This is a genomic window from Pseudomonas sp. GW821-FHT03C07 (assembly GCF_059420925.1).
The window spans coordinates 46,014-57,079 of the sequence record NZ_JBWKUQ010000006.1 but is presented as its reverse complement, the minus strand read 5'-3'; the positions used below and the strand labels follow the sequence as shown (position 1 = coordinate 57,079).

9 protein-coding genes are annotated in these 11,066 nt (G+C 62.2%); 1 reads left to right on the top strand and 8 read right to left on the bottom strand.

What is annotated here, in order from left to right; translation table 11 throughout:
* Positions 1-139: 139 nt before the first annotated feature.
* The 8 genes from AC07VG_RS13910 to AC07VG_RS13875 all read right to left on the bottom strand — a co-directional run bounded on the left by AC07VG_RS13910 (position 140) and on the right by AC07VG_RS13875 (position 8,376).
* Positions 140-1,723 carry an AAA family ATPase gene (locus AC07VG_RS13910; protein WP_495003281.1) on the bottom strand — a complete coding sequence of 528 codons (1,584 nt, stop codon included), beginning with the start codon at positions 1,721-1,723 and terminating at the stop codon, positions 140-142.
* Positions 1,724-1,733: 10 nt separating this feature from the next.
* Positions 1,734-2,834, bottom strand: coding sequence for a 3-dehydroquinate synthase (gene aroB / locus AC07VG_RS13905; protein ID WP_495003280.1), 1,101 nt, complete (start codon positions 2,832-2,834; stop codon positions 1,734-1,736).
* Between the two features lie 149 nt (positions 2,835-2,983).
* Positions 2,984-3,502 carry a shikimate kinase AroK gene (gene aroK, locus AC07VG_RS13900; RefSeq protein ID WP_042935610.1) on the bottom strand — a complete coding sequence of 173 codons (519 nt, stop codon included), beginning with the start codon at positions 3,500-3,502 and terminating at the stop codon, positions 2,984-2,986.
* 4 nt (positions 3,503-3,506) lie between these two features.
* Positions 3,507-5,582 carry a type IV pilus secretin PilQ gene (locus AC07VG_RS13895; protein WP_495021357.1) on the bottom strand — a complete coding sequence of 692 codons (2,076 nt, stop codon included), beginning with the start codon at positions 5,580-5,582 and terminating at the stop codon, positions 3,507-3,509.
* Positions 5,583-5,593: 11 nt separating this feature from the next.
* On the bottom strand, positions 5,594-6,121 hold the full coding sequence (locus AC07VG_RS13890; protein ID WP_495003278.1) for a pilus assembly protein PilP: 528 nt from the start codon (positions 6,119-6,121) through the stop codon (positions 5,594-5,596).
* Positions 6,118-6,747, bottom strand: a complete 630-nt coding sequence (gene pilO / locus AC07VG_RS13885) for a type 4a pilus biogenesis protein PilO (protein WP_495003277.1) — start codon at positions 6,745-6,747, stop codon at positions 6,118-6,120. Before pilO ends, AC07VG_RS13890 begins: the two co-directional genes overlap by 4 nt.
* Positions 6,744-7,310, bottom strand: coding sequence for a PilN domain-containing protein (locus AC07VG_RS13880; protein WP_495003276.1), 567 nt, complete (start codon positions 7,308-7,310; stop codon positions 6,744-6,746). Before AC07VG_RS13880 ends, pilO begins: the two co-directional genes overlap by 4 nt.
* 1 nt (position 7,311) lies before the next feature.
* Positions 7,312-8,376 carry a pilus assembly protein PilM gene (locus AC07VG_RS13875; protein ID WP_248795934.1) on the bottom strand — a complete coding sequence of 355 codons (1,065 nt, stop codon included), beginning with the start codon at positions 8,374-8,376 and terminating at the stop codon, positions 7,312-7,314.
* Between the two features lie 206 nt (positions 8,377-8,582).
* On the opposite strand from AC07VG_RS13875, the gene AC07VG_RS13870 reads away from it, so the two are divergent.
* Entirely contained in the window at positions 8,583-11,015 is a 2,433-nt protein-coding gene (locus AC07VG_RS13870; protein WP_495003332.1) for a penicillin-binding protein 1A, read from the top strand.
* Positions 11,016-11,066: the final 51 nt, after the last annotated feature.

The window sequence follows — 11,066 nt, the reverse complement described above, 5'->3', positions numbered from 1 at the left end:
AAACATTTTTGAATTTTGACCGTAACGACTCAAAACCACTGTGACGCAGACACCACAAGGCACGCGGCTTTGGAAGCAGCATGCGCTTGCGGAAATTTTGAGGTGCCGGGAAGGCGGCCTGGATAAGGCCGCCGATTCTTCAGCGAGTTGTGGCCAGGTCCTGTTGGACGCTGGCGACAGTACGAGGCCAAGGTTTACCAGCCTGAACCTTCGCTGGCAAGGCCTTGATGGCGCTGACGGCCGCATCGCGGCTGCCGAAGCTGCCGTAGGTGATCACGTAAAGCGGCTTGCCGTTAAGCACTTTCTTGAAATAACGGTACTCGCCGCCCTGCTCCTTGACGAAATTCTGCGCGGTGGTCTCGGAGCTGGTGCCGAGGATCTGGACCACATAGTTGCCCGGCGCCTGGCCGGTGTACCAGCTGTGGCCCGTCGCGGCGGCCTTGGCCACCACGGCCGGTTTCTCAACGGCTTTCTCTGGCGCCTTGGCGACCGGCTTGGGCACCGGAACCGGGGTCTGGGCCGGTTTGGCGGTGGCGACCTGGGCCGGTACCGGCTTGGCCACCGGAGTCGGCGTCGGGCCCGCTGGCACGCCGACAGGCGGCGCGATAGTGGTGACGGTCGGCGGCTTGGCCGGACCGCCATCAACTGGCGGCGCAATGCCATCATCGCCTTCAATACTGCCACCCGCCGCTTCGGCCAGTGGACCGCGCATCACCGGCTGCGACTGGCCGACCAACGGTAGCGGCATCGGCTGCGAATTGCCGGCGAATTCCACCGTCGGATTACCCGCGGCGTTCGGTTTGGGCACCTGTCCCAGTGGCAGTTGCGCCTGCTCGCTGGCGGTTGTGCCGGCGCTGGCCGGCGCCTTGTTGCGACCCGGAATCATCCAGGCCGCCGCGACGGCAACCACCACCACGGCGGACAACGCCAATACCTGCTTCTTAGGCATCTTGAACCCCATACTTGGACGCTTCACCGCGGAGCGGCTGGCGATCATCGCTTCGATCATGGCGTCACGGGCGACCTGATTGATGTTGCCAGGCCAACCTTCGGCGCTTTCGTGAATCTCAGTGATCTGCTCAGCGGAAAAAAGTTCGATTCCCTGGCCCGCGCCATCAAGACGCTGGGCCAGGTATTCACGTGTTTCTTCTTCGGTGTAGGGCTGCAATTCGATCACGTGGAAGCGTTCTTCCTCCGCGCCGTGCTGCTCCAGCGCCGCGATCAGCGACGATTCGCCGAACAGGAACACATGCGGTCGCCCCTCCGGCGCGCCGGTCGCCAGGGCCAGCAGGGCCTCGATGGCGGAGTCGTCGAGCGACTCGGCATCGTCCACCAGCAGGTAGACCTCCTGACCGGTCAGGGCCAGTTGCACCACCTGGTTGAGGATCTCGCGGATATCGGCCTGGGCGACATTCAGCGCCTGGGCGATCTGCCGCAGCACACCCGCCGCATCGCCGGCACCGCGCGCGGAGACCACCACGCTTTGCACCGACTGCTTGTTGGTGCTCGCCACCAGCGCTTGGCGCAACAGCGTCTTGCCACTGCCTTGCGGGCCGGTAACCACCAGCAGCAGTTGGCTATAACGGGCCAGGTGATGCAATTGCCCGAGCACTGGCTTGCGCTGGGCGGGGAAAAATTTGAAGCCAGGCACCCGGGGAGCGAAAGGGTCGTGACTTAACTGGTAATGGCCGAGGAAAGCCTCGTCGGCATGCAAACTGGTCATCGGAATCCTATCAACCTTTAAGCTGAGCCAGAGTGCGGTAGTCCGCCCCCAGCGTGGCCTGTAGAACTTCTTTCGGATAATCGTCGGTTACCACGGCTTCGCCCATTCGGCGCAACAGCACCAGGCGCAGGCGACCGTCGATCACTTTCTTGTCAACTGCCATGTGTTCGAGAAAATCGGCCTCGGTCATCTCCTCCGGCGGAATGACCGGCAAGCCGGCACGCAGAAACAGACGAATACCGCGATCACGCTCCTGGGCACTGATCCAGCCCAGGCGCATGGACATTTCCAGTGCCATTACGGTGCCCGCCGCCACGGCTTCGCCGTGCAGCCAGACACCATAGCCCATGTGCGTCTCGATGGCGTGGCCGAAGGTGTGCCCGAGGTTGAGCGTGGCGCGTATGCCGGACTCGCGCTCGTCGGCACCGACCACCGCGGCCTTGGCCGCGCAGGAACGCTCGATGGCGACGGTCAGGGCACTCTGGTCCAGGGCGCGCAGTTGGTCGACGTGCTCTTCCAACCAGGTCAGGAACGGTTCGTCGCAGATCAGGCCGTACTTGATCACTTCCGCCAGGCCCGCCGACAGCTCGCGCGGCGGCAGGGTATTCAGGGTCGTGGTATCGATCAGCACCACATTGGGCTGATAGAAGGCACCGACCATATTCTTGCCCAGCGGATGGTTGATACCGGTCTTGCCGCCCACCGACGAATCGACCTGGGACAGCAAGGTGGTGGGTACCTGGATAAAGTCCACGCCGCGCTGGTAGCAGGCCGCGGCGAAGCCAGCCATGTCGCCGATCACCCCGCCGCCCAGGGCGATCACCGTGGTGCGGCGGTCATGACGGGCCGTCAGCAGACCGTCGAAGATCAACTGCAGGGTTTCCCAGGTCTTGAAGGCCTCGCCGTCGGGCAACACCACCGAAACCACGGAATAAGCCGACAGACTGCGGGTCAGGCGCTCGAGGTAGAGCGGAGCGACGGTTTCATTGGAGATGATCGCAACCTGCCGACCGGCAATGTGCGGCGTCAGCAGCCCGGGCTGGTCCAGCAGCCCTTCGCCAATGTGAATCGGGTAGCTACGCTCGCCAAGATCGACCTTAAGTGTCTGCATGTGTCCCCACAGTGAAGATGGACGCGGGCGTCCAGTCTCAGGATTAACGATTGTCGGCGGCGTCTGGTGTGGACGCGGCCCGATGGCTCTAAGCCATGACCGACACCGAGCATGGCGGTTGTCGAGGATAGCGCATTTCCTCCCGCGCTTTAACGGGGAGGCAGCTGCTGCAAGCGTTCAAGGATGTCCAGGACCACCATGCGTGGCGGCCGCTCATCGGTTTCCACCACCAGGTCGGCGATTTCCCGATACAGCGGATCACGGATCGCCAACAGGTCGCGCAAGGTCTTGGCCGGGTCGGCGGTGCGCAGCAATGGCCGGTTGCGGTCACGGGCCGTGCGTCCGACCTGCTGCTCCACCGAAGCGTGCAGGTAGACCACCCGACCACCGGCGTGCAGGGCCTGGCGGTTTTCGTCGCGCATGACCGCACCACCGCCGGTGGCCAACACCACACCGTCGGCCGCGCACAACTCGGCAATCATCGCCTGCTCGCGGTCGCGAAAGCCGGGTTCGCCTTCCTTGTCGAAGATCCACGGAATATTCGCACCGGTACGCAGTTCAATTTCCTTGTCGGAATCTTTGAAAGGCAGGCGCAGCTCTTTGGCCAGCAACCGGCCTATGGTGCTCTTTCCAGCCCCCATAGGCCCTACAAGAATCAAATTTCGCACAGAATCAACGACTCACAGCAATCGCCTGGTTATTCATGATACGCGGAGTCAGGAATACCAGCAGCTCGGATTTTGCTTCCGAGACAATGTCTCGACGGAAGAGGCGGCCAACATACGGCACATCGCCGAGAAATGGCACCTTCTCTTCGGTTTTGCTTTGCGTATTGGAAAATACGCCGCCGATCACCACGGTCTCGCCGTCGTTGACCAGGACCTTGGCGTTGACCTGGTTTTTCTTGATCGGCGGAACGTTGTTCAGCACGTTCTGGTAGTCCGGCTCATCCTTGGTCACCTTCACCTCCATGATGATCCGGTTGTCCGGGGTGATCTGCGGGGTCACTTCCAGGGACAGCGAAGCCTCCTTGAAGGACACCGAAGTCGCGCCGCTGGAGCTGGATTCCTGGTAAGGAATCTCGGTGCCCTTGAGGATCTTCGCGGTTTCCTTGTCGGAAGTGACCACCTTGGGCTGCGACACCACCTCGCCGTTGCCGGTTTTTTCCATCGCACTGAGTTCCAGGTCCAGGGTCGTGTTGTTGGTCACGAAGCCGATGCCGATGCCGGACGTGGCTGAGGTCGCCCCCAGATCGACGAACGGTTTGCTGGCGCTTTGACCAGTCAGACTGGACAGGGTCTTCGAACCGCCCGAGCCGCTCCAGTTGCCGCCGCTGATATTGCCACCCCAGCGAGCGCCGAGCTGTTTGTCGTAACCGACGTTGGCTTCAACAATCCGCGCTTCGATCATCACCTGGCGTACCGGAATATCCAGTTGGGCGACGATGCGCCGCAATTCGTCGAGGCGGTCCTGGGTCTGGTAGGCAATGATGTTGTTGGTGCGGTCATCCACGGTGATCGAGCCACGCTCGTCGGCCTTGGACTCGGCACTGGTCACCGACTGGAACAGCTTGGCGATATCCGCCGCTTTCGCGTAGTTGACCTGCAACAACTCACGGCGCAATGGCGCCAGCTCGGCGATCTGTTTCTGCGACTCCAGTTCCTGGCGCTCGCGAGCGGCGATCTCGTCCGCCGGGGCCACCAGCAGCACGTTGCCGATCTTGCGCTTGTCCAGGCCCTTGGTTTTCAGCACCAGGTCCAACGCCTGGTCCCAAGGCACATTCTGCAGGCGCAGGGTGATCCCGCCCTGCACCGTGTCACTGGCCACCAGGTTGAGGTTGGTGAAGTCGGCGATCAGTTGCAGCACCGAACGCACATCGATGTCCTGGAAGTTCAGCGAGAGCTTATCGCCGCTGTAGACGAAGCGCTCGGCATTACGCCGCTGCAGGTCGTCGACGGTAAGCGGGCGTACGCTGATGGTCAGCTTGTTGTCGGTCTGGTAGGTCGAGTAATCGAAGGCACCGCTGGGCTCGATGGAAATGCTCGCCTTGTCGGCGACGACACTGGCGTTGACGAACTGCACCGGCGTGGCGAAATCCTTCACATCCAGGCGCACCCGCAGCGGATCGGGCAACTGGGTCTTGGCGAAGTCCACGCTGATCTTGCCACCACGCTCCTGGATATCCGGGCTGATGGACGGATCGGACAGCTCGATGACCACGTTGCCCTCACCCTGCTCGCCGCGCTGGAAGTCGACATTGCGGATCGCCCGCCCCGCCGCCACATAGGGCTTGGGCGTCGCTCGCGCGGGAACCGGCACCGCCGCCGCGGGCCTTGGCGCGCTGGCCTGGGCCGTGCCGGCTGCCCCTGCACCCAGGCCGACCACCACGAACAGATTGCTGCCCTCGATACGCGTGCTGTACGGCACCAGTTTGGTCAGGCTGATAATCAGCCGCGTGCGATCCTTGGCCTCGACCACGGTCACGCTGTGGGCGTTGCCCACGCCCAGGTCGCGAGTCTTGTTGGCCAACTGGCTGGAGACACCGGTCAAGTCCAGGGCGATACGCGCCGGCTGGTCGGTGGTGTAGCCGTGGGGGGCGGCGGGCGGGCTGTCGAAGCCCAGCTTCAGCTCGACCCGATCGCCGGGCAACGCCGCCACATCCAGGGTTTTCAGGTTGGCCGCCAACACCATCGGCGACACCAGCGCTATCCATAGCGAAATGCCGAGGGATGAAATAATCCTGTTCATATCGAATTCCACTATGAGTGCTCTTTCAAAGGGATGGTGCGCGGTCGTTCCAGCCAGGCGCCTTCGCCGTCCGGAACGAGCTCTATCACCTCGACCTGAGCGTCGGTGATGGCCACGATACGGCCATCGTTGCGTCCCAGGTAATCGCCCACTTTCAATCGATGGACACCACCCGCCCCACGTAACAAAGCAAAGGTGCCACTGGCATTGGATAACGTACCGACCATCTCGAACTGCTCGATGTTGAAGCCCTCGAGGAACTGCTTGGTCCGGTTCGGATCAGGCTTGACCTCGTGAGAGCCTTTCTCACGATGGGTCAAGTCGATCTTCATCGGCGGCTGGAACGGGCTGCGCAGCGCGGCGGCGCTGTAGGTGAACATCTCGAAGGCGCGAAACTTCGGCGTCGGCTCGATATTGCCCGCCGGACGCGCCCGCACCTCTTTCATGTACGCATCCAGGTCGCTGAAATCGTTGCCGCGGCCACAGCCAACCAGCATCAGCGCCAACATGGCCACACAGATCGCTTGCAAGCGGCTCATTTCTGCAGCCCCTTGTCGTTGTAGCGATAGGTCTTGGCCAGGATGCTCATGCGCAGCTTGTTGCTACCGACCGGCGTAGCCACGATCGGCTTGATCTCGAAATCATGCAGAGTCACGATCCGTGGCAGCGCAGCCACACCGCTGACAAAGGTGGCCAGGTCGTGATAGGCGCCGGTCACGGTAATCTGGATCGGCAGCTCGATATAGAACTGCTGGGTGACTTCCGGCAAGAGCTTGATCTCCTCGAACTCCAGTCCGCTGCCCAGCCCGGTGCGGGTGATGTCTTCCAGCAGCCCCGGCACCTCGGTGTCACTCGGCAACTGCTTGAGCAAGGCGCCGAACGACTCCTCCATATCCTGCATCTGCCGGGTATAGGCCTCCAGGTTCGCGGCCAGGTGCGCCTTGGTGGCGAACTGCTCCTTGAGGGTCACTTCCGTCGCGCGTTGCTGGTCCAGTTGATCGATCAGGTCCTTGATGTAGAAGTTGTACCCCAGGGCCAATACCAGGATCGCCGTCAGTAGGCCGCTCGCCACCTTGACCACCACCGGCCAGGAGCCGATGTTCTGCATGTCCAGGTCGGCAAGGTCGATCTTGCGCAGGCTTTCCACCCAGGCGGAGACATTCATTTGGCCACCCCCTCAGATTTTGGCTGGGTCTGGCGCACGCTCATCTGGAACGTATTGGCCTGGTCCACCGCACCGGCGGTGGTCGCCTTGACCTCGGTCAGCGTGGGCCCCGTGAGCCAATCGGAGGCATCGAGATTGCGCATCAGGTCTGAAACCCGGTTGTTGGACTCGGCTGCGCCAGTGATCGCGATGATCTTGTCCGTCATCTTCACGTTTGTGAAATACACGCCGTCCGGCAGGGTCCGCACCAGTTGATCGAAGATCCGCCCACTGATGGACCGGTTGCCCTGCAGGTCCTGGATGATTTTCATGCGCTCGATCAGTTGCTGGCGACGGGCCTTGAGTTCGCTGATCTGCTTGATCCGCCCGTCGAGCTGGGCGATTTCCTTGTTCATGTAGGCATTGCGCGCGACCTGCCGGTCAACGGCGCCGCTGAAGTACTGGTCGGTCAGCAAAACCACGCCGACCGCCGCCACCAGCACGCCGACCAGGGCGGTCAGGAAGCGTTTGCGTCGCTCTTCGCGCAGTTGCTCGCGCCAGGGCAGAAGATTGATGCGCGCCATATCAGTCGAAACTCCTCAAGGCCAGACCGCAGGCGATCATCAGGGCCGGCGCATCACTGGCCAGGGCCCCGGCGTTGACCTTGCTGCTCAAGGCCATGTCGGCGAAGGGGTTGGCCACCAGGGTGGGCGTGCCGAGCCGCTGCTGGATCAAGTGATCGAGCCCGGCAATGGACGCCGTGCCACCGGCGAGCAGGATGTAGTCGACATCGTTGTACTGCCCGGAGGCAAAGAAGAACTGCAGGGAGCGAGACACCTGCTGGACCACGGCATCCTTGAACGGTTGCAGCACCTCGGCGACGTAGTCGTCGGGCAGGCCGCCCTGTTTCTTCGCCAGCCCCGCCTCTTCGTTGGACAGGCCGTAGCGGCGCTGGATTTCTTCGGTGAGCTGGCGGCCGCCGAACAACTGTTCGCGGGTGTAGATGATCCGGCCGTTATGCAGGACGCTAAGGGTGGTCATGGTCGCGCCGATATCCACCACCGCCACCGTCAGCTTCTCGTGGTCGCTGGCCAGTTGCGCGGCGAGCAGGCCGAAGGAACGTTCCAGGGCGTAGGCCTCGACATCGACCACCTGGGCTTCGAGCCCGGCCAGGGCCAGGGCCGCCTCGCGGACCTCGACGTTTTCTTTCCGACAGGCGGCAAGCAATACCTCGACACGCTCGGGATTGCGCGCCGAATAGCCCTGGACCTCGAAGTCGATGGCCACTTCTTCCAGGGGATAGGGAATGTACTGGTCGGCCTCGATTTTCAGCTGGTTTTCCATTTCGTCATCGGAAAGCCCGGCGTCCATCTCGATGGTCTTGGTGATCACCGCGGAGCCGGCCACCGCGACGGCCACGCCGCGCACATTGGTCTTGGCCTTGAGCAGCACCCGCGCAAGGGCCTGCCCGACGCCTTCGAGCTCGGCGATGTTTTTTTCCACCACGGCATTGGCCGGCAACGGTTCCACGGCGTAGGACTCGACTCGATATCGATTGCCTGAGCGGCTCAATTCGAGGAGTTTTACCGAGGTGGAACTGATGTCGATCCCCAGGAGCGAATGCGCTTTTTTGCCAAAGAGTCCAAGCACTACCGATTCCCTTTTACTATCCGCGACTTACGGACCCTTTATGATCAGTGGCATTTAATAGCAGTCTTGACATAAGCGCAAATGACGCTCACGCCCAAAAATGCTTATAATGCCCAGCGTTTTTTTCCGAATCGCCGAACCAGCGCTTGCTGTGAATTTAGCCTGACGCCTAACTCATTCTTTTATCTGGAAATCCACAAGCCTTGATTCGTCTGCTGAAGTTTTTCGGGTGGTCTTTCGTCGCCGTGTTCTGCGGGCTGTTGCTCGTCCTGAGCGGCGCTTTTCTTTATCTTAGTCCGGGCCTGCCGTCCGTCGAGACTTTGCGCAGCATACAATTGCAGATTCCGCTCAGGGTCTATACCAGCGATGGCAAGCTGATCGCCGAATTCGGCGAGATGCGCCGTTCGCCGCTGCATTTCGCCGATATCCCACCAAACTTCATCAACGCCCTGCTCAGCGCCGAGGATGACAACTTCGCCAACCACTATGGCGTCGACCCCAGCAGCCTGATGCGCGCCGCGACCCAGCTGGTCAAGAGCGGGCATATCCAGTCCGGCGGCAGCACCATCACCATGCAGGTGGCGAAGAACTTCTTCCTGTCCAGCGAGCGTAGCTTCTCGCGCAAGACCAACGAAATTCTTCTTGCCCTGCAAATCGAGCGCCAGCTGACCAAGGACGAGATCCTCGAGCTGTACGTGAACAAGATCTACCTGGGCAACCGCGCCTACGGTATCGAAGCGGCCTCTCAGGTTTATTACGGCAAGTCGATCCGCGACATCACCCTGGCCCAGATGGCCATGATCGCCGGCTTGCCGAAGGCCCCGTCGCGTTTCAACCCGCTGGCCAACCCGGTGCGCGCCAAAGAGCGCCGCGACTGGATCCTCGGCCGCATGTACAAATTGGGTAAAATCGATGAGGCCGCCTACCAGGCCGCCATCGTCGAGCCGATCAACGCCAGCTATCACGTGCCGACGCCAGAAGTAAACGCGCCGTACATCGCCGAAATGGCCCGCGCGGAAATGGTCGGTCGTTATGGCAGCGAAGCCTACACCGAAGGTTTCCGCGTCACCACCACCGTACCGAGCAACCTGCAGGAACTGGCCAACCACTCGGTCGAGGAAGGCTTGATCGCCTACGACCAGCGCCACGGCTACCGCGGGCCGGAATCACGCCTGCCGGGCAAGACCCGCGACGCCTGGATCGCCGAACTGGGCAAGCAGCGCACCATCAGCGGCCTCGATCCGGCCATCGTCACCCAGGTGGACAAGACCAGCTTGCACGTACTGACCCGCAACGGTCCGGAAATCGTCAACTGGGACAGCATGAAATGGGCTCGCCCGTACCTCAATACCAACAGCCTCGGCGCCGTGCCCAAGCAACCGGCCGACGTGGCCCAGGTCGGCGATCTGATCCGCGTCCAGCGCCAGGCCGACAACAGCCTGAAATTCAGCCAGGTACCGGCCGCCCAGAGCGCGCTGGTCTCGCTTGACCCGCAAAATGGTGCGATTCGCTCCCTGGTCGGCGGCTTCGCTTTCGAACAGAGCAACTACAACCGTGCCACCCAGGCCAAGCGCCAGCCGGGTTCGAGCTTCAAGCCGTTCATCTACAGCGCCGCCCTGGATAACGGTTACACCCCGGCCAGTCTGGTGAACGATGCGCCGATCGTGTTCGTCGACGAATACCTGGACAAGGTCTGGCGACCGAAAAACGACACCAATACCTTCCTTGGCCCGATCCGCATGCGCGAGGCACTGTACAAGTCGCGCAACCTGGTCTCGATTCGCCTGCTGCAAAGCCTGGGCGTCGACAAGACCATCGACTACATCACCAAGTTCGGTTTCAACAAACAGGACCTGCCGCGCAACCTGTCCCTGGCCCTGGGCACCGCGACCCTCACGCCAATGGAAATTGCCACGGGCTGGAGCACCTTCGCCAACGGCGGCTACAAGATCACCCCATACCTGATCGACAAGATCGAAAGCCGCAATGGCGACACCCTGTTCGTCGCCAACCCACCGAGCGTACCGACGGGCGCGGCGGCCAGCAGCGGCATTGCGGCGCCAAGCCAGCCGTCCTTCACCGTCAACAGCACCAGTGAAGCCCCGACACCGGCCGCCCAGGCACCGGCGGTGGCCGAACGGATCATCGATGGGCGCACCACCTTTATCCTCAACAGCATGCTCGAGGACGTGATCAAGCTCGGCACCGGGCGTCGCGCCCTGGCTCTGGGCCGTGGCGACCTGGCAGGCAAGACCGGCACCACCAACGAATCCAAGGACGCCTGGTTCACCGGCTACAACGCCGACTACATCACCACCGTCTGGACCGGTTTCGACCAACCTGAAAGCCTCGGTCGTCGCGAATTCGGCGGCACCGTGGCGCTGCCGATCTGGATGGACTACATGGGTGCCGCCCTCAAGGGCAAGCCGCTTCACACCCAGGCGGAGCCGGAAGGCATCCTCAGCCTGCGGGTGGACCCAGTCAGCGGTCGCGCGGCAACCCCGGGCACGCCGAACGCCTACTTCGAACTGTTCAAGAGCGAAGACACGCCGCCATCGGTCAACGAAATCGGCAATGGCGGCAGCGTCCCGGGCAGCCCGCTGCCAGCGGATGAGGCGGCGCCGATCGACCTGTTCTGATCGGGCACCACCGCCCCCTGTAGGAGCTGGCTTGCCAGCGATGAGGCCCTT

What these genes read in the sequence shown, in the direction of transcription:
- AC07VG_RS13890 (WP_495003278.1), bottom strand. Translation starts at nt 6,121, where the DNA reads ATGAGCCGCTTGCAAGCGATCTGTGTGGCCATGTTGGCGCTGATGCTG.
- pilO (WP_495003277.1), bottom strand. Translation starts at nt 6,747, where the DNA reads ATGAATGTCTCCGCCTGGGTGGAAAGCCTGCGCAAGATCGACCTTGCC.
- AC07VG_RS13880 (WP_495003276.1), bottom strand. Translation starts at nt 7,310, where the DNA reads ATGGCGCGCATCAATCTTCTGCCCTGGCGCGAGCAACTGCGCGAAGAG.
- AC07VG_RS13910 (WP_495003281.1), bottom strand. Translation starts at nt 1,723, where the DNA reads ATGACCAGTTTGCATGCCGACGAGGCTTTCCTCGGCCATTACCAGTTA.
- AC07VG_RS13895 (WP_495021357.1), bottom strand. Translation starts at nt 5,582, where the DNA reads ATGAACAGGATTATTTCATCCCTCGGCATTTCGCTATGGATAGCGCTG.
- aroB (WP_495003280.1), bottom strand. Translation starts at nt 2,834, where the DNA reads ATGCAGACACTTAAGGTCGATCTTGGCGAGCGTAGCTACCCGATTCAC.